19 protein-coding genes are annotated in these 24535 nt (G+C 59.7%); 10 read left to right on the forward strand and 9 right to left on the reverse strand.

Annotated elements, in window-relative coordinates:
* Positions 1–42 precede the first annotated feature (42 nt).
* The 7 genes from yidC (at position 43) to polX (ending at position 9040) form a co-directional block, all read left to right on the forward strand.
* Positions 43–1914: a membrane protein insertase YidC gene (yidC, locus tag DES53_RS18725; RefSeq protein ID WP_113959838.1), complete on the forward strand. Its 1872-nt coding sequence runs from the start codon at positions 43–45 to the stop codon at positions 1912–1914.
* The gene (locus DES53_RS18730) at positions 1911–2405 is read left to right on the forward strand and encodes a Jag family protein (RefSeq protein WP_113959839.1); all 495 of its coding nucleotides are present in this window, start codon (positions 1911–1913) and stop codon (positions 2403–2405) included. Before yidC ends, DES53_RS18730 begins: the two co-directional genes overlap by 4 nt.
* Positions 2406–2630: 225 nt before the next feature.
* On the forward strand, positions 2631–2849 hold the full coding sequence (locus tag DES53_RS18735; protein WP_113959840.1) for a DNA-directed RNA polymerase subunit omega: 219 nt from the start codon (positions 2631–2633) through the stop codon (positions 2847–2849).
* Positions 2850–2969: 120 nt separating this feature from the next.
* Positions 2970–3431: an SsrA-binding protein SmpB gene (gene smpB / locus DES53_RS18740; RefSeq protein WP_113959841.1), complete on the forward strand. Its 462-nt coding sequence runs from the start codon at positions 2970–2972 to the stop codon at positions 3429–3431.
* A gap of 139 nt (positions 3432–3570) precedes the next feature.
* Positions 3571–5955 (forward strand): DUF1592 domain-containing protein, encoded by a 2385-nt coding sequence (locus DES53_RS18745; RefSeq protein WP_113959842.1) that lies wholly within the window; start codon positions 3571–3573, stop codon positions 5953–5955.
* Between the two features lie 16 nt (positions 5956–5971).
* The gene (locus DES53_RS18750; RefSeq protein ID WP_113959843.1) at positions 5972–7237 is read left to right on the forward strand and encodes a DUF1552 domain-containing protein; all 1266 of its coding nucleotides are present in this window, start codon (positions 5972–5974) and stop codon (positions 7235–7237) included.
* Positions 7238–7294: 57 nt separating this feature from the next.
* Positions 7295–9040 carry a DNA polymerase/3'-5' exonuclease PolX gene (gene polX / locus DES53_RS18755; protein WP_113959844.1) on the forward strand — a complete coding sequence of 582 codons (1746 nt, stop codon included), beginning with the start codon at positions 7295–7297 and terminating at the stop codon, positions 9038–9040.
* Positions 9041–9427: 387 nt separating this feature from the next.
* Here the strand turns inward: polX and rnr are convergent, their stop codons facing one another.
* The 6 genes from rnr to DES53_RS18785 form a co-directional block, all read right to left on the reverse strand.
* A complete protein-coding gene (rnr, locus tag DES53_RS18760; RefSeq protein ID WP_113959845.1) occupies positions 9428–12073 on the reverse strand; it encodes a ribonuclease R in 2646 nt (881 codons plus the stop codon).
* A gap of 156 nt (positions 12074–12229) precedes the next feature.
* The gene (locus tag DES53_RS18765) at positions 12230–12562 is read right to left on the reverse strand and encodes a cupin domain-containing protein (protein ID WP_113959846.1); all 333 of its coding nucleotides are present in this window, start codon (positions 12560–12562) and stop codon (positions 12230–12232) included.
* Between the two features lie 19 nt (positions 12563–12581).
* On the reverse strand, positions 12582–13028 hold the full coding sequence (locus tag DES53_RS18770; RefSeq protein ID WP_113959847.1) for a hypothetical protein: 447 nt from the start codon (positions 13026–13028) through the stop codon (positions 12582–12584).
* 49 nt (positions 13029–13077) lie between these two features.
* On the reverse strand, positions 13078–13983 hold the full coding sequence (locus tag DES53_RS18775) for a hypothetical protein (RefSeq protein ID WP_147263486.1): 906 nt from the start codon (positions 13981–13983) through the stop codon (positions 13078–13080).
* Between the two features lie 136 nt (positions 13984–14119).
* Positions 14120–15229 (reverse strand): hypothetical protein, encoded by a 1110-nt coding sequence (locus DES53_RS18780; protein WP_113959849.1) that lies wholly within the window; start codon positions 15227–15229, stop codon positions 14120–14122.
* A 53-nt stretch (positions 15230–15282) separates the two neighbouring features.
* Positions 15283–15873, reverse strand: a complete 591-nt coding sequence (locus DES53_RS18785) for a hypothetical protein (protein ID WP_147263487.1) — start codon at positions 15871–15873, stop codon at positions 15283–15285.
* Between the two features lie 317 nt (positions 15874–16190).
* Between DES53_RS18785 and DES53_RS18790 the strand changes: the two genes are divergently transcribed.
* A complete protein-coding gene (locus tag DES53_RS18790) occupies positions 16191–17696 on the forward strand; it encodes a hypothetical protein (protein WP_113959851.1) in 1506 nt (501 codons plus the stop codon).
* 131 nt (positions 17697–17827) lie between these two features.
* A complete protein-coding gene (locus DES53_RS18795; RefSeq protein ID WP_211325609.1) occupies positions 17828–19603 on the forward strand; it encodes a formylglycine-generating enzyme family protein in 1776 nt (591 codons plus the stop codon).
* 43 nt (positions 19604–19646) lie between these two features.
* Here the strand turns inward: DES53_RS18795 and DES53_RS18800 are convergent, their stop codons facing one another.
* The 3 genes from DES53_RS18800 to DES53_RS18810 form a co-directional block, all read right to left on the reverse strand.
* Positions 19647–20558: a transglutaminase family protein gene (locus DES53_RS18800; RefSeq protein ID WP_113959853.1), complete on the reverse strand. Its 912-nt coding sequence runs from the start codon at positions 20556–20558 to the stop codon at positions 19647–19649.
* Positions 20555–21634, reverse strand: a complete 1080-nt coding sequence (locus DES53_RS18805) for an alpha-E domain-containing protein (RefSeq protein WP_211325610.1) — start codon at positions 21632–21634, stop codon at positions 20555–20557. The genes DES53_RS18800 and DES53_RS18805 overlap by 4 nt, the downstream gene beginning before the upstream one ends.
* A 122-nt stretch (positions 21635–21756) precedes the next feature.
* Positions 21757–23202 carry a circularly permuted type 2 ATP-grasp protein gene (locus DES53_RS18810; protein WP_113959854.1) on the reverse strand — a complete coding sequence of 482 codons (1446 nt, stop codon included), beginning with the start codon at positions 23200–23202 and terminating at the stop codon, positions 21757–21759.
* 157 nt (positions 23203–23359) lie between these two features.
* On the opposite strand from DES53_RS18810, the gene eboE reads away from it, so the two are divergent.
* Positions 23360–24532, forward strand: coding sequence for a metabolite traffic protein EboE (eboE, locus tag DES53_RS18815; protein WP_113959855.1), 1173 nt, complete (start codon positions 23360–23362; stop codon positions 24530–24532).
* Positions 24533–24535: the final 3 nt, after the last annotated feature.

Here is a 24535-nt window from a genome sequence, read left to right on the forward strand (position 1 = left end):
CGACAATTTTTCCTGCACCCATTTTCCTTCCCGAATCCTGACATGGACAAAAAGACCTGGATCGTCGTGAGCCTTTGCATCGTGGGCATGATCGTCAATGCCTTCTATCTGACTCCCAAGCCTCAACCGCAGTCGCAGACTCCGGCGGCCGAGTCCGCTCAAACCACTCCCGCTGCCCCTGCGGCCCTCACGCCTCAAAGTCCCACGGCCACGGCGCCCGACGGTCAGGCCACAGCTGCTCCTGCGCAGACTGAAGCGGTGGAAACTGTCGAGCTTACCAGCACCAATGCGCGGTACGAATTCTCCAGCAAGGGTGCCGGCATCAAGAAGGCCTATCTTCTGGACACCAAGGACAAGGTCGTGCTCAACAAATGGGGCAAGGCTCCCATTGGCGCCCTGAGCACCGCCTCCAGGAGCTATGATGATCTCAACTACAAGGTCGTCGAGAAAAGCGACAAGCATGTGGTCTTTGAGGCCATCTCGGCTGAGAAGGTATTGATTCGCAAGGAATACCGCTTTTCCACGGGACCCGCAGTGAGCGACCACCTCCTTGACATGAAGATCACTCTGACCAACCAGAGCGGGGCGAAGATGAGCCGCGACAGTTGGTTCCTCTACACCGGCTCCTCCTCTGAGCTGCGTCCTGATGAAATCGAGCGCCCCGCCTTCATCTGGAACGATGCCGGCGATGCTCATGCCATCCACACCAGCCACTTCCGTGACGGCCCGAACTGGCTGGGCTGGGGCGGTGCCATCGTGCTTGAGGAGAAGTCTCTCCCGCGCACCCGCTGGGCGGGCGTGATGAGCCGATTCTACACCACGGTGATCACCAACAAGGAGGATCAGCCCTCCCGCATCTGGATGGAGCGCTTCCTCATTGACCATTCCAAGGACGAATTCGCCAAGAACAGCAAGGCTGCCACGGACCATGCCATCCACGGCGGCATGAGCCTGCCCCCGGTGGAACTGGAAGCTGGCGCGGCGAAGACCTTGGAGTTCCGCATTTACACCGGACCGAAGATCTATCGTGACCTTGCCGCGATTGACGCGGCGGATGGCAATCATGAACGCCAGCTCAAGCAGGTGATGTTCTACGGCAACTGGTTCGGCTGGGTGAGCCGCCTGCTGGTGTCCGCATTGCGGATATTCCACGATTGGACCGGCAACTGGGGCGTGGCCATCATCATGCTGACAGTGGCCGTGCGCAGCCTTCTGTGGCCGCTGCAAGCGCGCTCCAACGCGCAGATGAAAAAGATGGGCAAGCTCTCCCCCCTGATGAAGGAGATGCAGGAGAAGTACAAGGATGACCCGCAGAGGATGAATCAGGAGATGATGAAGATGTACCGCGAGTACGGGGTGAATCCCGTCGGCGGATGTCTTCCGCTGCTGGTGCAGTTTCCCATTTTCATCGGCTTCTACACCGCGCTGAAGAGTGCGACCGAACTGCGTGGCCAGCCCTTCATCTGGTGGGTGCAGGACCTTTCGCTGCCCGACACGGTGGCTACGCTCAACCTGTTCATCTACCATCTGGACATCAATCCGCTGCCGCTGCTCATGGGTTTGACCATGTTCCTGCAGATGAAGCTGACGCCGCAGCCGGCCACGGTGGACAAGATGCAACAGCGCATCTTCATGCTGATGCCCTTCATGTTCCTGTTCTTCTGCTACACCTTCGCCTCCGCGCTGGCGCTGTACTGGACCTTCACGAACATCTTCATGATCATCCAGGCCCAGCTCACGCGCATTTGGCAGAAAGAGCCGGTGCTGGAAAAAAAAACGGTGATTGACACCAAGCCCGCGTCTGTGTCATCCATGTCGCCTTACGCCTCGGGCAACAAGCAGAAGAAGGACAAGCCCAGGACGCTGCGCCCCGGTGGTGGCGGTAGCAAATCGACCCGCAAGCCCAATACATGACCCCGCTGGAACATTCTCGCAAGATTCTCGACACCATGCTGGGGTACCTCGGCTTTGTCGTGAAGATTGAAGAGGATGACGGCCCGGACGGTCCCACGCTGCAGATTCTCACGGAAGAGCCGGACGCCCTCATTGGGCGCCGCGGAGAGGTGCTGGATGACATCCAGTACCTCGTGAACCGCATTCTGCAGCGTCGTGAGCCCAAAGCGCCCCGCATTCGTGTGGATGTGGAGTACTTCCGCACGATGCGAGAGGACAACATGCTGGAGAAGGTCAAGCAGCAGGCTGAGCGTGTCCGGGCGACCGGGCATGCCATTGCCCTCAATCCCATGAACAGCTACTACCGCCGGCTGGTGCACAATCTCTTCGTGGACGATCCGGACATCATCAGTGAAAGCGCCCAGGGGGACGGCCGCTTCAAGCGCATCACTCTGAAGAAACGGGGCAGTGCGGGACAGGGGGCTGTGCCGGCGGCTGGGGAGGCCACCTGAGGCAGCCCCCCAAAGGGATTTCCGAGAAGAGGCCGGACCAACGGGAGGCCACACCTTGTGCTTGCGTTCCGGCCTGTTTGTGCTTATCTCTCAGGCTCCCCGCACGACGGTGCGCGGGTAATTCAGATACCAAACCATCCTCGATTCATGGCCGCCATCGTCTCCATGCCCCTCTCTACTCAAGCTGCCAGCAGGGGCGCTTTCGGCGGTCTGCCAGTCCAAGCTATGAGATCCGAACTCGTTGAAAAAGCCGCTCAGGTCGTCCCGGAACTTCCCGTGTTGATCAACATGGTCTCCAAGCGCGTGAAGCAGCTGACCTTGGGCCGCCCTGCGCTCATCGACAAGAAGCCGGGCATGCGGGAGGCGGATGTCGCCCTCCTGGAAATCATTGAAGGCAAGATCAAGGTGGAACGTCCGGAGGACGAATTCCTCAACCAGGACTAAGCCGCGGCACCTCGCCGCGGAAGATATCGAAGGATGATCGCGGAGGCCCACGCCTTCGCGATGCGCTATAGTGAAAACAGGATGCCTTGCTGAGGAGGGCATTCGACCGGGTATGCCGTCATGAGTGAAATCGCCACCAACCGCAAAGCGCACCGGGATTACCACATCTTGGAGAAGGTGGAGGCGGGCATGGAATTGAAGGGCACGGAAGTGAAGTCCGTGCGCCTCGGGCACATCAATATCGGCGATGCCTTTGCCCGTGTGGAGCGAGGCCAGTGCTTCCTCTATGGGTGCGACATCCAGCCCTATGTGAAAGCCAGCCATGAGCAGCACGAGGCCCGCCGCACGCGTCGACTGTTGCTTCACAAAAATGAAATCATGCGCCTGTGGGCGGCCAGCCAGCAGAAGGGCCAGTCCCTCGTGGCTCTGCGCGCCTATTGGAAGAACCGTCGTGTGAAAATCGAAATCGGTGTCGGCAAGGGCAAGACGAAGGGCGACCAGCGTCAGGACCTCAAGAAGAAGGCCGAGATGCGCGAGGCCCAACGCGAGTTGGCACGCTTCAACGATCGCGGCAAGAAGTAGGCCGGAAAGCTCGGAATTGCGGGCCGGAGGCGGGGCGTTTTGCCTGATGGCGCCGTTATTTCGATTTCATTGACCGCCGTAGCAAGGGCCTTACCTTTGGTGTCGTTTTTGTCCGCTCACTCCGCGCGACCACGCCCCCATGCTCCGACGCCTTACTGCGCCTTCGTTTTGTCAATCCATGGTGAAATCCATGCCACTGGGGATCAGCCTGAGCGCGGTGTTGCTCAGTGCGGCTACGGCACCTGCGAATCCCACGGATGAGTTCCGGAAGGGAGCCACGAGGTTTTTTGAGCAGCACTGCATGGAGTGCCACGATGCGGATGTGGCCAAGGGCGGGCTGAATTTGGAGAAGCTCCAGCCATCCATGGCGGGTAAAGAACAGACAGATCTCTGGACCGCCGTTTTTGACCGTGTGAAGGCCGGCGAGATGCCGCCGGCGAAGCAGCCGCGTCCGGCTGCAGCGGAGCTGGAGCAGTTCCTTTCCTCCGTGTCTCCGCGCCTGAGTCAGGCGGACAAGGCGCGCCGCGAAGTGGTGCAGCGCCGGCTCAACCGTATCGAGTACGAGAACACCATCTGCGATCTGCTGGCGGTGAATGTGGAGGTGAAGGATCTGCTTCCCGCGGACCAACAGGCCGGTGGATTCGACAACAACGGTGAAGCTCTCGCGCTCTCTGCGGAGCAGATGCAGGGCTATCTCGATGCGGCACGAGTGGCGGTGAAGGCGGCCATCTTCACCACGCCCCGTCCCGAGACGAAGACGGTCACCGTGGATTCACTCAAAGAGGTGCAACGATACATCGACACGGGTGACTACGGCTTTGTGGATGGGCGTATCATCAGCTATACCACCACGGACACGGATTACTCAAAGATCTCCACGCGCGAGTACCGCACACCGGTCGCGGGACGGTACCGCTACCGTTTCCAGGCGGCCGCGCACAACACGCAGGACACCCAGTACTTCAGCATCAATGCCTCGAACTTCGCGGGTGTGGCAGCGTATTCGAAGATGATCGGGTACTACGAGGTGGGGCCGGAGCCGAAGATGTTCGAGATTGAGACGTATCTCGAGCCGAAGTACGCGCTCCAATTCTTCCCGCAGGGATTTCCTGGGTACGTGAAGAAGGTCCCCGGCATGCCTTATCGCGGAGTTGGCTTTGGCAAAGTGGAGATCACCGGGCCCATCATCGACCAATGGCCGCCGGAGAGTCACACGCGCCTCTTGGGCGAAATCGATGTGAACAAGGGGACGCTTCAGGACGCAGAGATGGTGCTGCGCCGTTTCATGCCGCGTGCCTATCGTCGTCCGGTGCAGGAGACGGAGGCGCAGCGTTACGTCACCCTGGTGAGCAAGCAACTCGACGCAGGACGCCCGTTCCTGGAAAGTCTGCAAGGCGGACTGGTGGCGGTGCTGTGCTCGCCGGGTTTCATCTACCTGAATGAAGTGAAGGTGCCGGATGCTGTGCGTGTCTCTGACTTGGAGCTGGCCTCGCGGCTTTCCTATTTCCTCTGGAGCAGCCAGCCGGATGCCACGCTGCTGGAGGTGGCCGCCAAGGGTGGGCTCAAGGATCGCGCGCAACTCGAGGCCCAGGTCGAGCGCATGCTGAAGGATCCGAAAGCAGAGTCCTTTGTGAAGAACTTCACTGGCCAGTGGCTGAAGCTGCGCCAGATCAATGAGACCGTGCCGGATGAGCGGCTCTACAGGAAGTTCAACGAAATCCTCCGCATCAGCATGGTGTGGGAGACAGAAGGATTCTTCCGCCATCTGCTGACGAAGAACCTGTCCATCGCGAACTTCCTCGACTCCGACTTTGCCTTGCTGAATCAGCGATTGGTGGAGCACTATGGCATCGACGCGAAGGAAGTGCAGGGACTTGAGCTGCGCCCGGTTGCGTTGCCCAAGGATTCCGTGCGTGGTGGCGTGCTCACTCAGGCGGCGGTGTTGAAGGTGACGGCGAATGGAACCACGACCTCGCCTGTGATGCGCGGCGTGTGGGTGCTGGAGAACATTCTCGGTCAGCATGTACCACCACCTCCTCCGAATACCGCTGGCATCGAGCCGGACATTCGTGGAGCCGAGACGGTGCGAGAGCAACTCGACAAGCATCGCAATGTGGAAAGCTGCAGTGCCTGCCACAAGAAAATCGACCCGCCAGGCTTCGCATTGGAGAGTTTTGATCCCATTGGAGACTATCGGGCCAATTATGCCCGCTGGGTGGTGCACAATGAGGAGAAGGGCTACGGCTCGGTGAAGGAGGGGGCACCGGTGGATGCCAGTGGCAATCTCGCCAGTGGGGAGAAGTTTGCAGACATCCGCGAATTCAAGAAGCTGCTGATGAACCAGCAGGAGGCGTTCAGCCATTGCCTGACGGAAAAGCTCATGACCTATGCCACGGGACGCGGCATGGGCTTCTCCGACCGTGAGGCCCTCCATGCGATCGTGAAACAGGCCGCTTCCAAGGGGAATGGCCTCCGCACTCTGGTGCATGAGATTGCTGCCAGCGATCTCTTCGCCGCTCCGTAATTCCTTTATCACTGTCATGAAGCACCTTTCCCGCAGAACCTTCCTCCGTGGCGCCGGTGTGAGCCTCGCGCTTCCCCTGCTTGAGGCAATGATTCCTGGAGCGCGTGCTGCTGCGGCGGCGGCAGCCACATCGCCACGCCGCATGGTGGCCATCAATATTCCCCTCGGCTTCCTGGGTGAGAAGTTCTTTCCGACCGGCACCGGGACCGGCTATGAACTGAGCGAGTACCTGAAGCCAGGTGAGGCCCTGCGCGGCGACTTCACCGTCTTTTCCGGCGTAAGTCACCCGGATGTGGACGGTGGGCATTCGGCTGAGAAATCCTTCCTCACGGCCGCTGCACATCCTGGATCGCGCAGTTTCAAGAACAGCATCTCGCTGGACCAGTACGTGGCGAAGCAGATTGGCGACAAGACGCGCTTCGCCTCGCTCACTCTCGGCGACCACTCCCTGTCGTGGACTGCAAATGGGGTGCCCATTCCCGTGGAGCAGTCGCCCGCCAAGGCCTTCGCCAAACTCTTCCTCACCGGCACGCCGAAGGAAGTCGCAGCGCAGGAGCAGGAACTGGATCAGGGCCGCAGCATCATGGACACGGTGCTGGAAGATGCCAAGTCCATCGAAGGCAAGGTGAGCGCTGCCGATCGTGACAAGCTGGACCAATTCTTCACTGCGGTGCGCGAGACGGAGCAACGCCTCTCCAAGGCCCAGGCCTGGAGCCAGACACCGAAGCCAAAAGTGAATGCCGCACAGCCCGGTAAGCTCGATAGCACCGATCTGGTCGGCACTTTCAAGGCAAACTTCGACATCATCCGACTCGCCCTGGAAACTGACTCCACTCGTGTCGTGGCGCTGGGAGGCACGGGCTATGGCCTGGTGCCCACCATCAAGGGTGTGACACAGGCGTATCATGCCCTCTCACACCACGGGAAGAATCCCGAGATGATGGGCCAGCTGGCGCTGATTGAGCGCGCGACCATCGAAGCCTTCTGGGCATTCCTCGGCAGCTTGAAGCAGAGCGCGGATGGCGGCTCCAGTCTGCTCGACAACACCCAGGTGCTGCTCGGCAGCAATCTCGGCAATGCCAGCGGCCACCTCACGACAAACCTTCCTGTCATCCTTGCCGGCGGTGGGTTCAAGCACGGCCAGCATCTCGCCTTCGACCAGAAGAACAATTACCCGCTGCCCAATCTCTTCGTCAGCATGTTGCAGCGGATGGGTGTTGAGGCTGGTTCGTTTGCCTCCAGTACAGGCACGATGCGTGGACTGGAGATGATGGGGGTGTAAGCAAGGCCGTCACTACTTGCCCATAGACATCCGGGGCCATCTCGCCACCATGCGGGCATGACCGCTGAACAGATGGCCGAGGTGCTGCGCAACATCGCGCGGCTGCTGGAACTCAAGGGGGAGAATCCCTTCAAGATCCGTGCCTATACCACCGGAGCAGATGTGGCGGAGAATTTCAGTGGTGACATCGTGGCCAAGGCGAAGGCGAATGACCTGGGAGGCATCAAAGGTATCGGTGATGCGCTCCAGCAAAAGCTGCATGAACTGGCCAGCACCGGAAAGCTGGAGTTCTACGAGAAGCTCAAGGCGGAGTTTGGAGATGGGATCCTCGAACTGTTTGAAGTGCAGGGGCTGGGCGCAAAGAAGATCGCGGCGCTCTTTGCCACACTGGGCGTGAAGTCCATCGCAGATCTGAGGCGTGTGTGTGAAAGTGGCGAGGCTGCGAAGCTGCCCGGCTTTGGCGCGAAGACGGCGGAGAAGCTGCTGCAGGGCATCAGCTTCCGCGAGAGCCACGCACATGAATTCCGTCAGGAGCAGGTGGCGCCGATCGTGATGGGGGTGTTGGAAATGCTCCGCGACCATCCGGATGTCTCACGCGTGGAAGTCGGCGGTAGCTATCGCCGTGGCAAGGAGACGGTGCATGACCTCGACTTCCTCGCGGCCTCTCGTCGTCCCAAGGAGGTGCTGGAGGATTTCGTTCATATGCCGGGCGTGACCCAGGTGCTGGGCCATGGTGAAACGAAGGCGAGTGTGGTGTTGGACAGCGGGGTGCAGTGTGACCTCCGCGTGGTGACGAATGATGAATTCGCCTGTGCGCTGGTGTACTTCACCGGAAGCAAGGAGCACAACATCGTCCTCCGCAGCCGTGCTCTGGAGCGTGGATGGTCGCTCAACGAATATGCCTTCACTCCTGTGGCGAATGGCAATGGCAAGGAGCCGCCGAAGTGCATGGAGGAGGCGGATGTGTATCGCGCGCTTGATCTCGAGGTTGTGCCACCGGAGCTTCGTGAAAACACCGGTGAAATCGAAGCGGCGGAGGAGGGACGGATTCCCCGGCTCGTGGAATTGCAGAATCTCCGTGGATGCTTTCACAATCACACCGTGGCCAGCGATGGCGCAGCGACTTTGCGTGAGATGGCCGAAGCCGCGCAGGAAGTGGGCTGGCAGTACCTGGGCATCGCGGATCACAGCAAGTCCTCCTTCCAGGCGAATGGCTTGAACGAGACGCGCCTCGCTGCGCAGGTGGAGGAAATACGCAAGCTCAACGCCGAGTACGAGAAGGAAGGCTTCCGTATCTTCGCGGGCAGTGAGGTCGATATTCTCAAGGATGGGGCGTTGGACTTCAGCGACGAAGTGATGGCCGGACTCGACTACGTCGTGGCCAGTGTGCACAATCTCTTCACGCTTTCAGAAGCGGAGATGACGAAGCGTATCATCAAAGCGATAGAGAATCCGTATGTGACGATGCTTGGACACGTGACAGGGCGCTTGCTCCTTTCTCGTCCTAGTTATGCGGTGAACATTCCCGAGATTATTGAGGCTGCCTCGGCGAACGGGACCATCATCGAGATCAATGCGAACCCCTGGCGCCTGGACATGGACTGGCGTTGGTGGAAGATGGCAAAGGAGAAGGGCGTGAAGTGCGCCATCAATCCAGATGCGCACAGCACGCGTGGATTGCAGGACGTGTTCTTTGGCGCTCGCATCGCACGGAAGGGATGGCTCACGCGCGAGGATGTCATCAACTGCCTGCCACTGGGACAGGTGGAGCAGGCGTTGAGGGTGAAGCGGGAGGGGAAGTGATACTTTCTGGGGTAAGATGGACTAGGCGAGCTTTGCAGCGCGCATTGTGCTAAAACAGTGCGTGCACGCGTTGAGGCGTCTGCTGTGTGCTACCTTGCGCGAAGCGCTTTGGAGTGCGTGTGCGAAGCACCGCTTTAGTAGGGAGTTTCGCGGTCGGAGCGTGCAGCTTGCTATGCCACGCGACTCCACGCCATCATGTATAGTGACCGCCACTCACGGTGCGTGCGCACATCAGCTGAACTCATTGTTACGTTGTTCCACTCTCCGCCAAAGCGGTGCTTCGCACACGCACTCCAAAGCGCTTCGCGCAAGGTGGTGAGTGTTCGGGTCAATTTGGGGCTGACAGCTTGAATGATCTCACGAGACGCTTCAATCAGCAGCGACGCATCACTTCCTCTTGCCGCGCTTCGACGGCCCTTTTTTAGCAAAGCCACCGGGTCCCTTCTTGAAGGGGCGTTTCTTGGCAATGCCATCCTTGTGTCCAGCGCTGCTGCTGTTGCCAGAGCCTGCGCCTTCTCCCTGACCATAGTCACGGCGAGGAGCAGGTTTCTTGGAGCTGTGTGGGCGCTTCTTGGAGAAGCCTCCTTTAAATCCGCCGCCGCCGCTGCCACTTTCGCTGCCGGGTGGTCTGCCTTGCTTGGGACCGCCTGGCTTGCCCCCTTTGCCACCGCGCTTGCGACCAGAGGCCAACTGCAGTTCTTCTGGCGACTCGACTTCCGCTTTACGTGCCGGACGGTCTGGACGGGGTCCCTGCCTCTGCTCAGAAGGAAACAACGTGCGGGGACGCACACCATCGGGACGGGGACGAGGAGAACGCTCTTCGCGCTGCCGAGGACCGGGTCCGCTCTTGCGTGTGCGAGAGAAGTCCGACCTGCGGGTGTCGCGGCCATCGCGGGATTCATCACCGCTTTGCGGAGCAAGCTGGAAGTCCACCTGCTTCTTGGTCTCATCGATGCGGTAGATCTGCACAGGCAGCCGGTCACCCAGCTTGATGACGCGGCGCGAGTGCCGGCCCACGAGCTGGCTGCGCACGTCGTCGAAGATGAAGAAATCATCCGTGAGCGAGGAGAGGTGAATCAATCCGCTCATGCCGAGATCCGTGACATCGACGAAGAATCCGAAGTTCCGCACATCCGTGACGAGGCCGCTGTAGGTCTGGAGTTCGCCTGACTTCAACTGGGTCTTCAGGTGTGCATAGAGCTTTACATCCTTGCTGTCGCGCTCGGCGTCTGACGAGATGCGTTCGGTGTTGCTGATGTGTTCCGCGGTCTTCTTCAATTCAGGCACCGGGATGAGCTGGTTGTTGAAGAGGGTGCGATGCACCACCAGATCCGAGTAGCGACGGATGGGAGAGGTGAAGTGGGTGTACTTCTGCTTGTTCAGTCCGTAGTGGCCGAGTGGATCCACGGCGTAACGCGCACGCATCAGCGAACGCAGAAAGCCAATCTTCAGCGCGGGGCCGATGGGCAGCTTCTCCAGCGTACGCAGGAGTTTCTGGACCTCGTCGCGCTTCGTGAGGTCACCGCAGGGCACGCGATGACCGAGAACGTCATCCTGGAAAGCCTCCAGGCGCTTGGCCTTGGGCTTCTCGTGCACACGATACACTGAAGGACGTTGCAGAGACATGAGACGACCTGCCACGGCTTCATTCGCCAGGAGCATGTACTCCTCAATGAGCTGGTGCGATTCGTCATTCTCGATGCGCTCGATACGCAACACGCGGCCGCGTTCGTCCAGACGGATCTTGTTCTCAGGGAACTCCAGATCCAGTGCGCCGGAGCGGAAGCGCTTCGCGCGGATGCGCTGCGCCATCTGGTGCGCCGCATGCAGCATGCGCTCCATGTCGTCCTGCGGCTCACGCTGGATGATTTTGTAGGCCTCCTGATAGGTGAAACGTCGCTGTGAGCGGATCACCGCGGAGTGAAACTTTGCCTTCACCACAGTGCCATCCGTCGCGAGGTCAAACTCGACGCACTTTGTCAAACGAGCCACACCCGGTTTCAGCGAGCAGAGTTCATTGCTGAGCGCCTCAGGAAGCATGGGAATGACACGGTCCACCAGGTAGGTGGAGTTGCCGCGTTCATAGGCTTCCTTGTCCAGCAGGCTGCCGGGCTTCACGTAGTGGGACACATCGGCAATGTGTACCCAGAGCTTCCAGTGATCTTTCGACTGTCGCTGGAGGCAAATGGCATCATCGAAGTCCTTCGCATCATCCGGGTCGATGGTGATCACCATGTGATCGCGGCAATCGACACGACCTACGAAGTCCTCTTCCGAAGGCTCGTTGTTGGCGCGACCATGGCCATGCACAATGGCATTGGCTTCGTCGAGCACTTCACGGGGAAAGCTCAGGGGCAGACCGTAGTTGCGCAGCACGGAGAGCATGTCCACGCCCTCCGCGTCGGGAGGTCCGAGCACTTCCACGATCTCGCCCTCGGGCGGCGTGAAACGGTTTTCCCAGTGGGTGAGTTCCACCACCACCTTGTCGCCCACGACGGCGGGGCGTCCGGTGTCACGTGCGGGCGGCACGGAGATGTGGTGCGGGATGCGGGGGTCGTCCGGCACGACGTAGAGGAACTCGCGAGCCTGCTTGAGCGTGCCCACAAGGCGGCTGCGCTTCCGTTCCAGGATGCGTACGACGGTGCCGGTGACTTCCTCGGCTTCCCCTGCGGTTCGGGGACGCAGGCCTCGAGGCTTCACATCACGGCGCACCAGCACGCGATCGCCATTCAGCGCGGTGGAGGTGGCGGATTCTTGAATGACGATCTCGACCGCGCCCGGTTCATCGGGCAGCAGGAAGCCCTTGCCTGCGCGGTTGATCTGAATGATGCCGGCGACCATGTCGGCCGGCTGGGCGAGGATGTAGCGATGCCCCTTGGTGACAAGAATCTTGCCTTCCGTTTCCAGCGTGTGCAGCACTTCCTGCAGCTCCTGCTGCTGGCTGCGGTGGAGGCCGAGCCCACCGATGAGCTGGGGCACGTTGGACGGCACATAGTCGGCGCGTCCGAGCAATTTGAGTATTTTGGTTTCCATATAACTGACTGACAGACCCTGGGTACAGGGAGCCCCATGTCGGGGATGTATCGCGCCTCAGGTCGGAGGCGGGTGCGGCGTGAGCATCGTGTGCTTCCTACCGCTTACTCTAACACAACATGTGACTGACTTTTTAATAGATGACGGCACACCCTATCACACCTTCAAGAAAAGCGCCAGCCAAATCGCATCTTCGCTGGTCCGGTGCACCCGATGGCGCACGCGTTTGGGGACGGTCAGGTGATCTCCTGCGGTGAGTCGCACCATGCCGCCGTCGGCAAATTCAAGCGTCGCTTCACCCCGTAGGAGCAGCACCCATTCATCTTCATCCTGGTCGTACCAGAAGTCTGGTGGACTCGCCTGTCCGTGGGAGATGATGTGTTCCAATTTTACGTATGGCGACTCCAAGAGGGTGTGGAAAAGTTCGGCACCTGCGCGTGGGTCTTCCGATTTCTGCAGCAGGTTACCTGGGGAGAGCTCATATTTCATGGAAGGGGAGGCGCTGGCTTCAACAATCGCTTCGGGAGGTCGATTTGGCGTGCTGCGGCAATACTTCAGCGAGTGAGACAGGTGGGTTGGCATTGTCCCCCAGGAATCGAACCACCCTGTCATAGACGATGATGGCGCCTCCCGGCAGAAGCTCGTGAGGGATGGCCACGCGCCACTGGCCTTCAAGTTCCTTCAACCAGTCTGAAACGGTCTGGAAGAAAGAAGGTGTCAGCGCCCTGAGCTCATCCACTTCCAGGTACTGGGTGCGATCACCCCAGAAGTCTCCGCGAAGATAACAGGCATCGCGGCGGAGTTTCGTTGAGCGGAGGTAAGTGCGGAGCTTCTTTTCCAGAAACTCACACGCGTCTTCAAATTCGTCGCCGGTCGGCACACTTGAGTCTTTGGCCGGGAGCCAGAGCAGGGCGCTCTCCTTCGCGGATGGAGTTCCGAAAACGTACCTGGCCATGGTACAGGGTGCGCTTGTGCTGAGGGATGGTCAAGCTTCTGGAGCTTGCTCACTCCAGGGTCACCTCGGCAGTGCCGGCCCTCAATACACCCTCCTTCAGAAGATTCTCTCCTGACACGCTGATGATGTACTTCCCGGGCGCGGTCATGGGGTAGTACTGGTAGTCCAGTTCCTCCTTGTAGCCCCATCCCGGTTTTGCGGAGCTGATTCGTTGCAGTATGAACCAGTGATACTCGCCGGGCTTGAGCAGCACGGCGTAGGATTTCCCATGTTTGGAGAAGTAGTCCTCAATGTCCTTTGAGGTTAACGTGGGATGTGGCATGGCCGAGATTGAGTCGCCACCTTCTTTGCGCACTTCCAGCTTCCATTTGGAGCTGGTTGCGCGTGGCCAGTCGGTATAGCGGAGGGTGATCTCCGCGTTCGAGTCGTTGCGACAGCCGACCCACAAATCGATTTCATCCCCGACATGAAACTTCGGGACTTCGGTGGTCAATAACGTGGAGAGTCCATTTTCCGCTTTGGACCATGAAGGTAGGCGTTGGACCAGTGAAGCGATCTCCCTGGCGTCATTATCCGAATAGGGGCGCGAGCCAAAGTCTGTAACTTCGAACTTGGTCTGACCACTTGAGCGCTTGAGGAGCAAAAGGTAGTGTCCGCCTTCCTTCCACTGAACTTCTCCCCAGAAGCGGGCCATCGAAGTCATGAGCGCTTCGGTGGACCCTTTCGCAAGGTCGCCTTTCAAGACCTGATCTACTCCCACTGTGATGACGGCGGTGCCATCGGTTTTCGAACTGAGAGCAGGGAGCACGGTGATGTGCGCTTCCACAATGGCATCTGCCTCTGCAACGAGAACGGCCAGCGGCTTATAGCTCCGGGACAAGGCGTGTGCGAAATGCGAAACGCCAAGCAGCATGGTGATGGCGAGGATGATGACGGGTGTGCGTGCGTGGACCATGGGGATGCAGCGGTAGAGGTTTGCCTGTTCAACCAACAAGCCAGACGTGTGAAACCACACGGTTCTTTGTAAACGCCTGGTAAAACACACATGCCGTCGTCGGACTGGCACATTCGTGCAAGACAGCGGTAGTTTCTTATGCCCCGTATTTGATCCACGCGCCCCCACCGCCGCAGTGGGCGCCGCCGAAGCGTGGGGCGCTTTCCACTTCCGGCAGCATCCAGACGGTGCTGCCGCGTCGACGCTTGTGCCAGTGGATCAGGCGAATCAATCCTGCGACAAGAAGCAGAAACCCGGAGAAACTCAGCAGCATCACCCGGCCGTGCTCTCGAGTGAGCAGTGTCCATTTCGTCCAAAGATCGTCTTCGGGCACGAGAGGTTGGGAAACATCGGCAAGCACGAAAGCCGTGGGGGACTCCGGCACCACTTTCTTCACCACTTCGGCGGGTGCGGCCTCTTCCACGGTGAAGAGCTTGGGATAGGCGCGCTCCATCCAGATGAGGCGGATGGAGAGCTGCGTGGCGAAGCGCTGCAGTTGATCCATGGGATCGGATGCGCGCATCGCGTCCTGCACACACGCTTCGAGAATGCCGGGGAGATAGCCGGGCTCCACGCCTGTGGCGATTTCACGGGTGACAAACAGACGTGCGCGCCACGGCTGCCCCAGAGGGAAGGCGGCGAGGCAGGCGTGCTCCTTCGTCAATCGTCCGCCAGCGAGCCGGGAGAGATCCACCTTCGGCGAGAGTTTCTCATGCGTATCGAGCATGAGGAAGTAGGCTGATGTTTGCGACTGGCTGACGTGGAAGGTCAGCAGCCTGCGCAGATCCTCTGACTGGATCTCCGGCAGGAGCATGTGTGGATCCAGCAGAAAGGCATCCGGCTCGAGGAGCTCGGATTGCTCCATAAATTCGCGGGTGACTTCGGTGAGCGGCTTGTCAGGCGGTAGCGCGCGCTGCACCACCGGTGCAGGTGGCTTGGGGATGAAAAGGAGAAAATTGTCGCCGAGTCCACGGCTGTTCCTGGGTGGCGGGCTCAGTGAAGGCTCGCCTTCACCTGGTGTGCTGGCCAGATGTGGGTCCGGGGGAAGAATCTTGTCGGGATCGAAATTGTCCGGCCAGAGGAGGCCACTCAGAGGCAGAATGTCGGGCTCCATCTGCAGCGTGGCGGCGTCTTCATCATTCCACACGGGGAGGGGAAGGAGATCATCCACAGCCATGCTCTCGCCGCGCGCCAGACAGAGGCTCATGACCGCCCAAGCCGCACATACCGCCCATCTGGTAATGATGTATCGGGAAGACATCATCGCTCTGTGGGGGGCGGGATGTGGTAGTCGTGGTTGTCCTCAGCGGGAGTCGGAGGGATCTCCTTGGTCAGAGTTCTCGATGGCGCGACTGGACGCAGCGTCTCCAAGCCCGTGGCCTTCAAAAATCCTTTCTCTGTGTCCGGGGGGCGGAATTCCTGCTTTTTTTGGGCACGTTTACCAACTTTGCGCAGGGCCTTGGCCAGCAGACTGAGGGCTTGGCTGATGGCGTTGGCAAACTCTCCGTGCCAGAGGGGCGTCCGCACGGCAGCGAGAATACGGGACAATTCCTTGGTCGGGACCAGCGGCTCGAGGGCATAGCCCACATTGAGGCCAGCGCATTTCGCCACCGGATCGATCATGAGCAATGCTGCATATTCATTCAGGCGGGGGCCATCCTGGGTGGGGAATGCGGCATGGTTCAGCAGCCAGAATGAGGTTTCGGGCAGGGTTGGCTGCGGTGGCAGGATGCCCAGGAAGACACAAAAGAAGACTTGGGGGAACTCCTGCTGGAGGGATTCCAGTTCATGGATGAGGAAGTGGCGATCCTTGAGTCTGAGGCAATTGGCCGCGTCGTTGAGAGGCTCCATCCGTACGAGGCTGCTCCCAAGTTCCTCCGTGAGTTGGGCAGCATGGAAGCCACAATGCCTGCAGGAGGATTGGGAAGCATTGGCATCAGTCCCGCAGCGTGGACACTCCATGAACACAAGAAATACCCGAAATGGCCGATTTTATCAAGGAAACTGTAGCAACACGCTCTGTGTCAAGGACGATAGGGTGAAGGTCTTGTCGGGAACGGTATATCGAAAGTGTTTGCATTGACAATCCAGTGGTCCATTGGGTATTTTTGAGAAATTAAACCGTGTTTTCGCTCAACACGACCAGCCCCCGATACGTTCTCCCTCTCATGAAATCCGCTTTTCATCCCACCCTTCTGGCGATGGTCTGCATGCTCGGCACCTCGTCCGCAGCGTGGCAGCGTCTGCCTTCTGCCGATGCCCCCATAAACTTGGCGAACCAGGCGATCTTGGGCGCGAAGATCCAGTCCAGCGCCAGCATTGGCAATTCCTCTGCACTGCTGAATGAGGGAGCATTGGAAGCCTCGAAGGTGCCGGCTGGTGCCTCGCACGTGGTGATTACTCTCGGTGCGCAGGAAGTGGTGGAGGACGTTTCCTTCATCAATGAAGGAGTGAGTGGCAGCGTGACGGTCTCCTGCAGCACGGACATGAATCAGTGGGTTTCCCTGGCCCAGGCTGGCTTTGATGCGAGCGAGCGTCTTGTCTCCCTGCGTTTTGCTGGTGCCCAGGCGAAGTATGTGAAGCTGAGCTTCAACGCCTCCAATGGCGCTTCCATCCGCAGCCTGTCGATTTCCGGTCCGTCCAAGGTCTCCGACTACAAGGCGGTGCAGGTGAAGGAGAAGGGCACTGAAGTGGATCTCGCTTCCGCCAGCTCAGGTGCGAAGCCCATCTATATGTACCCTACTCCCACGAATGTGGGCGACAATGAGGGGGCACGCCAGACCTTCAAGTTCCCGAAGACCACCGAGCGTTTCCGCACCGTGGTGTATGACCTTGGCAACACCCGCACCATCAAGAAGTTCAGCGCCGCCTATTCCCGCGTGCCGACCCGGCTTGAAGTGTTCGCCTTTGAGAGCCTCCCTGAGAAGAAAGACTGGCGCGGTAAGCTGACACTGGATCCTGCCATCTTCGACAGCGCGCCGATCGTTGCTTCGGGCGAAGACTCGGTGGGCAAGGGCCTTATGCAGCTCTCCCCCAAGCAGCCCGTGAGAGCTCGCTATGTGGCGCTTCGCTTCGAGCCCAACTTCGACAAGCGCGGTGTGGCTGGTCTCGCCCCTGAATGGGAAGCCATGGCGATGGCGGTGGTCGTTCCCTACGCTGGTGTGCTGAAGGAACTGGGCCTCATGGATGGCCCCACCTACACCGCTGCAGCTCCGCCCTCAGAAGCCGGTGGTTTTGAAGCCATCAAGATTTCCTGCGGCGGCGGCTCCCAGCTTGTGTTGATTTCCAAGGCGGCTATTGCCCAAGTACAGAGCCAGCTCGGACCCAACGCGACTGAGCAGGATGCCATCAACGCCATCCTCGCGGCGGCCGGTCTTACGCCTGCTGCCGCCACGGGCGAGAATGGCAGCAATGGCAATGCCCCCGGCAACGGAGATGAAGACGACAACAGCGACAGCAACAACGGCGGTGGCAGCTACGTTGGCGACCCCAACGCCCCGCTGAACCCTGCTTCGCTGTCTGCCCTCGGTCTCTCCGCCTATCGTGGCGGTGGTACGGGTGGCACTGGTCCCTTCGACGAGCCCACCGAAGACGATGATGACAACAACGGCGGCGGCGGTGGAAATAACAACGGCAACGGCCCCCCCATCATCATTGTGCCGACGAGCCCCTAACGTTTTTTGGTTTGGGATGGTTTGTGGGAGCCGCACCTTGCGAGGTGCGGCTCTTTTTTTGAGATTCCGCGCAGAACCGGGAAAATTCTTTGATTGTCTGGCGGATGGTGTGGTCCAAATTTGTTTCCCTCATGTTTTCTCGCGTGCGTGCATGTTCCGGTGGCAGGCCACCTTCTCTCTGTTCCTCGTCGCTGTTTCGGCGGATTGTCCGCTGGATGATGCCGGTGGCGTTCGTGAGCGTGCAGGTGCTGACACCTGGTCAGGAACTCACGCCGGATGGGAAATTTACCCCCGGTCCCGCATCTGCGCAGGGCCAGCCGACCAAGAAAAACAGCCAGGGGATGCCCTTGTTCGAGATTCCGGGCACACCCGTCTACATCGCTGCCTGGGAAACCCGGGTCGCGGACTTCAAGGCGTTTGTGAATGACTCGGGCTACTCGTGGAGTGGAACACCTTTTTTCCCGCAGACGGAGGATCACCCTGTGGTCAATGTCAGCTTGAGGGACGCGATGGCGTTCTGCGCCTGGCTGACGCAGCGTGAGCAGGCATCTGGCGCTCTTACCAAGCTGCAGGTCTATCGATTGCCCTCGCAGAGGGAGTGGGATGCGGCCGTGGGTCTGCAAGTGGGTCGCTCCGCCCATCCGACACCGGAGCAGCGGGAGCGTGATTTGGAGGCGTTCCCATGGGGCATGGAATGGCCGCCTCCTCAAGGAGCCGGGAATTTTAATTCCATGGAAATCTCTGGCAAGGACGATGGGTACACCTTCACGTCACCAGTCGGCAGCTTTGCAGCGTCTCCGGAAGGACTTGCGGATTTGGCTGGCAACGTGTGGGAGTGGACTTGGGATCAGCCTCCTGGTGGCGAGACCAGCTTGCAGACGTTTGGCGTCCTGCGCGGCGGTTCCTGGATGTACTTCCGGAAGGAGTGCTTGTTGTCTGCCTACCAATACAAGGTGCCGGGCGATACCCGGGCTCCCAGCATCGGCTTCCGATATGTACTGGAGGACAAACCTCGCTCGGCAATGTTCCTCGCTGAGATGGAGAGGTCCAAGGCGGACATCGCTCGTGAACGGCGCGCCGAGTTGATGGACGGTCCCAAGGTCACGCAGGAGGAGGTGGAAAAGATGCGTCAGCAGATGGAGCGTCGTGGTTCAGGTTTGGTGGTGTCGGCGAATGAAGCTGAGGTCAAGGCGCCGCTGCCCGACGTGGCGACTCTCAAGCTCGCTTCCGCGGGCCAGCCCTATACCAACCCTCTGGGGATGGCATTCCGGCCACTGGAGGTGGGCTCGCGGGTGTTGATTGGCGAGCATGAAGTGCGTGTGCAGGACTACGAAGCTGCAGGCAAGGCGTGGAAGAATCGCCCGACCTTTGCCATCACCCCGATCCATCCGATCGTGAATGTGAGTTGGGACGAGGCGAACCAGTTCTGTGAATGGCTGACTGGCAAGGATCGTGAGGCCAAGCTCATTCCTGAAGGCGCAAGATACCGCCTTCCAACCGATCTCGAGTGGAGTCGCGCAGCCGGCCTGGAAGTGGATCCGGGAGGCACGCCTGCGGAGCGTCACCTCGCCAACAAGGCGGACTATCCGTGGGGACGCGAATCCGTGCCGCCGAAGTTGAGCGCCAACCTCGACACGGCGCGTATGTCTGGATACCAGGACATTCACACTTACACTGCGCCGGTGGGCAGCTTCTCACCGAACAGCCTCCATCTTTATGACCTTGCGGGCAATGTGTCCGAGTGGTGTTCGGACGATTGGCCCGGCGCTGCGGGTGAGAAGGTGATTCGCGGCTCTTCCTGGCTTAGCTTCTCTCTGGATACGCTGCTGACTTCGGCGAGACAGCATCTTCCGGCCAACGCCACGAAGGCGAACGTGGGCTTCCGGTTGGTGCTGGAGTTGCCCTGAGCGAGAGGCGAGGCAAGGTGGGGCGGTGCTGGGTGGATTGGCATCACTCCCACGCGTCTTCCGGCAGGCGGCGCACGCGTACCTCCACGGTCATCTCGCGCGTCCCGCGTCCGCGGAAGGTGCCGCTGAGCGGGCGGATGTCGGCGTAGTCGCGGCCCACGGCGAGCTTCACATATCTCGTGTCGGGCACGCGGTTGTGCGTGGGATCGAATCCCTTCCAGCCGTAACCGGGCAGATACACTTCCACCCATGCATGGCTGGCTTCAATTTCGTCCGGCTTGCGATCGGGATTGTAGAAGTAGCCGCTCACATACCGGGCGGGAATGCCGAGCGTGCGAAGGATCCCCAGCATCACGTGCGCGAAGTCCTGGCAGACACCTTTGCGGAGCTGCACCACTTCCGTGGGGCGCGTATTCACCGTGGTGGCTGAGGGGGTGTAGGTGAAGGTACTGAATACATGGCCGCCCACGGCAAGGGTGTCGGTCCACAGGTCGGAGACGCCGCCGGGAAGGGAGTCCACGGCTTCACGCCAGATTTCGGGCTCCAGGGAAACGAATTGTGAGTCGTGGAGGAAGTCGAAGTAGTTCTCCATGATTGAGGGGTTCTTCAGTCCCTCGGGAGGGTTCTTCTCCGGCACCGGCCCTCGCGAGTCTGCGTGAGTCTGGACATGAGAAACGGCTTCCACGCTGAGCTGCTCGTGCGGGCGCTTCACATCGAAGTAGTGCACGCAGTTCGAGTAGAAGTCCGGATAGTCACGGACGTCCGCAGCTGGATCGATGTGAAGAAAGAAGCGGCGGCAGAGTTGTGCTGTATCCGTCACCGGCTGGAGCCGCGCTTCATTGAAGCTGTCCCACACCGCATCGTGATACGTGAACCGCGTGAGATGACGCACCTCCAGCGTGAGAGGCTCGGTCCATTCTGGCAAGAGTGAAGCACCGTCTTGAGGGGTGCTCATCCCTGACTTTGCTGTTGCTGCTGCATCTCCTGCTGGTGCAGGCGAATCTCAGCCTCCATGTCCGTGGGTGGGTGGTACATGAATGTTTCATAGATGAAGTCATCGATGCCGTCGAGCGTCTTACGCACTTCCTCGAGGTACTCGTGGAGACCCTGGCGGATCACCTCTTCGATGGTGCGGAACTTCATTTCGTAGAGCAGCTTTCCAAAGGTGCGCTCGCGAGGGCTGCGGTATTCACCGATGGCCGTATTCGCCAGCAGATGCAGGTAGCGGTCCACCTGTTCCAGACAGTAGCGCACGGAGCGGGGGAAGGTTTCCGAGAAGAGGAGGAACTCCGCAACTTTCCACGGGGCGATGTCCACCACATGAGAACGGCGATACGCCTCCAGCGCGCTTACCGAGCGCAGCAGCGCCTGCCACTGCGCGGTGTCCACGGCGCCACCCACATCTGCAAGGCTGGGCAGGAGGATGTGGTACTTCAGATCCAAGATGCGCGCCGTCTTGTCCGCACGCTCCACAAACTTGCCGAACTGGATGAACTCGTACCCTTCATCACGGGAGAATGTGGAACTCGTGAGTCCCTGGAAGAGGTGGGAGTACTTCTTGATCTGCTCGTAGAAATCGTGCGCGCCGCCATCCCACAGCTCGCGGGCATTCTTCGACTTCAGGAAGAGATGGCACTCGTTCAGCGCCTCGAACATTTCCCGGGAGATCTGGTCGCGAATCTGGCGTGCATTCTCACGGGCAGCAAGAAGGCAGGACATGACCGAATTTGGATTCTCCAGGGAGAAGGTCATGAACTCCGTCACACTCTGGCTGTCCGCGGTGGTGTAGTGATTGAAGAAGGTCTCTTCATCGCCGGCGGAGCGCAGGATGGGGAGCCAGTGTTCCTTGAGTTGCTGGTCATCGAGCTGGCCGAAATCCAGCATGAGCTGCAGGTTCACATCCAGCAGGCGGGCGATATTCTCCGCGCGCTCAATGTACCGGCTCATCCAGTAGAGGGAATTGGCCACACGGGAAAGCATCACCTGGGAGCCGCGCTGGATGCTCGTGTTCAATTGAATGGGATGAGGCATGGAGGGAGCCGGAGTGGAAGAGGGAGGGGGAGGTTTCTGAGCGTGTGGGAGGGGATGGACCCGGTCCAGCGTCTTGCGCAAACTGGCGACCGGACTGGAGTCATGGTCAGAGAACTGGCGCATCAGGCGTCTCCCTGCAAGACCCAGGTGTCCTTGGAGCCGCCGCCCTGGGAGGAATTCACCACGAGGGAACCTTTTCGCAAGGCCACACGGGTCAGGCCTCCGGGGGTCACGGTAATCTTGTCCCCATAGAGGATGTAGGGGCGAAGGTCGACGTGGCGGCCCTCGAAACCCTCGCCCACCCAGGTGGGATGCCGCGAGAGTGAAATGGGCGGCTGGGCGATGAAGTTGCGCGGGTTCGCCAGGATCTGTTTGCGGAATTCTTCGATTTCCTCCTTCGCAGCCCATGGCCCCATGAGCATGCCGTAGCCGCCGGCTTCGTTGGCGGATTTCACCACGAGCTTGTGCAGATTCTCCAGGATGTACATGCGATCCTGAGGCTCGCTGGCGAGATATGTGTCCACATTCGGCAGGATGGGATCCTGGTCGAGGTAGTACTTGATGATCTTCGGCACGAAGTAGTAGATGACCTTGTCATCCGCGACGCCGGTGCCGATGCTGTTTGCGAGACTGACATTTCCTGCACGGATGGCATTTACCAATCCGGGAACGCCGAGAAGCGAATCTGCACGGAAGACAGAGGGATCCAGGAAGTCATCATCGATGCGTCGATAGATCACATCCACCGGCATGAGACCTGCAGTGGTGCGCATGTACACGCGCATGTCGCGTACGACGAGGTCTCGTCCCTCCACAATCGGGATGCCCATCTGCCGGGCGAGGAAGGAATGCTCGAAGTAGGCGCTGTTGTACACACCCGGAGTGAGCAGCACGACATTGGGCTGTTCATTGCCCAGATTGCCGGGCGCCACGTGGTTGAGTACTTTGAGGAGATCGGCGGAGTAGGTGTCCACCCTGCGCACAGTGTTCGCTTGATAGAGGCGGGGGAAGGCGCGCTTCACGGCGGCGCGGTTCTCCAGCATGTAGCTCGCGCCGCTGGGGCAGCGCAGGTTGTCCTCCAGCACGAGATAAGTGCCATCACGTCCGCGAATCAGGTCCGTGCCGCAGATGTGGACATAGATGTCCTTGGGCACATTCACATTCATGAACTCCCGGCGATAGTGCTTTGCATTCAGCACGTAATGCGGGGGGATTACTCGGTCCTGCAGGATCTTCTGCTCGTGATAGAGATCGTGCAGGAACATGTTCAGCGCGGTGATGCGCTGGATGAGGCCGCTCTCGATCACCTTCCACTCGTTTGCCGGGATGACGCGAGGTACCAGGTCAAAGGGGAAGATGCGCTCGGTGCCTTGCGAATCCGAGTAGACCGTGAAAGTCACGCCTCCACGCATGAAGGCCAGGTCGGTGGCGGTCTGTCGCTGGGACCACTCGGGTGGATCCAGACGGTTGAACCGGTCCATGATGTTCGAGTAGTGGTTCCTGACGGAACCATCCTCGGCAAACATCTCGTCAAAAAAGTCGTCGTTGGCGTAGCCGTTGAAGAGCATGGAAGCGTGAGTGTTAGGTGTATGCGGGAGAAAGCAAAAACAAGGCCAATCGCCACGAATCGTTGTGCGGAGTGGTTTGCTCGCGTTGTTTCTCCATGGGACTAATCGCGGCGAGAGATTCCCTTTGGCGGGTGGGAAAGCGCGCTAAACTGTCCGGATGCACCTCCCCCACGGCAATCATCTTGGCTACTGCACCAACATCCACCGCGGCGAAACGTTTGAAGAGACGTGGCGTGGCCTCCGGGACTATACCCTGCAGGTCCGGGAGCGCGTGGCCCCGGGGAAGCCCTATGGCATTGGCCTGCGCTTGAGTGAGCAGGCAGCCCGGGATCTCTCCGCGCCGTGCATGCTGGCTGAGTTTCAGGAGTGGCTGGAGGCGAATAATTGTTATGTATTCACCATCAACGGGTTTCCGTATGGTTCCTTCCACGGAACGCGAGTGAAGGAGCAGGTCTTCAAGCCGGACTGGACCACCAAGGAGCGGCTCGACTACACTTGCCTGCTCTTCGACTTACTCGCAAAACTGCTGCCCAAGGGCATGAGCGGCAGCGTGAGCACCCTGCCGGGATCCCATAAGGAATTCGGCATCGGCGGCGATGAGTTAAACGCCATTTTCGACAACCTGAAGGCCTGCTCGGAACACATCCAGCGCCTGTGCGATGCAACTGGGCATGACCTGCATCTGGGGCTGGAGCCGGAACCGCTTGGCCTCTTTGAGACCAGTGGGGAGACGTTGAAATTCTTTGGCCTGTACCTCGATCGTCATCCGAAGGAACTCAATTTCTTCAAACGCGTGGGGCTGAACTACGACTGCTGCCATCTGGCGGTGGAGTTTGAGGAGGCCGGGGAAGCGCTCGATCGCATCACCAGCGCTGGCATTCGCCTGAGCAAACTGCACCTCAGCTCCGCCCTGAGCCTGCAACCGACGAAGGAGAACCTCGAGCGCCTGCGTGGCTATGATGAGCCGGTGTACTTCCACCAGGTGGTGGTGAAGGAAGGTGAGGCGCCGCTGCGCCGCTTCCGCGATATCCCGAATGCGCTGGAGATGGCTGCGCAAACACCGAACGATCTCGGCGAAGAGTGGCGAGTGCATTTCCACATCCCTCTGCATGCTGAGCCGAGTGGGGGATTCCGCGATACCAAGGACCATCTTCTCGGTGCCCTGGATTGGTTGCAGGTCAATCCCACGGCCTGCCAGCATCTGGAAATGGAGACCTACACCTGGGAAGTGCTGCCTGAAGGGCTGCGCACCGGGGATGTGGTGGACCAGCTCAGCGCAGAATACGCGTGGACCCTGGGCGAAATGAAGAAACGCGGATTAGCGGCCTAGACA

Origin of the sequence: Roseimicrobium gellanilyticum, from assembly GCF_003315205.1 — a bacterium.
GTDB lineage: Bacteria > Verrucomicrobiota > Verrucomicrobiia > Verrucomicrobiales > Verrucomicrobiaceae > Roseimicrobium > Roseimicrobium gellanilyticum.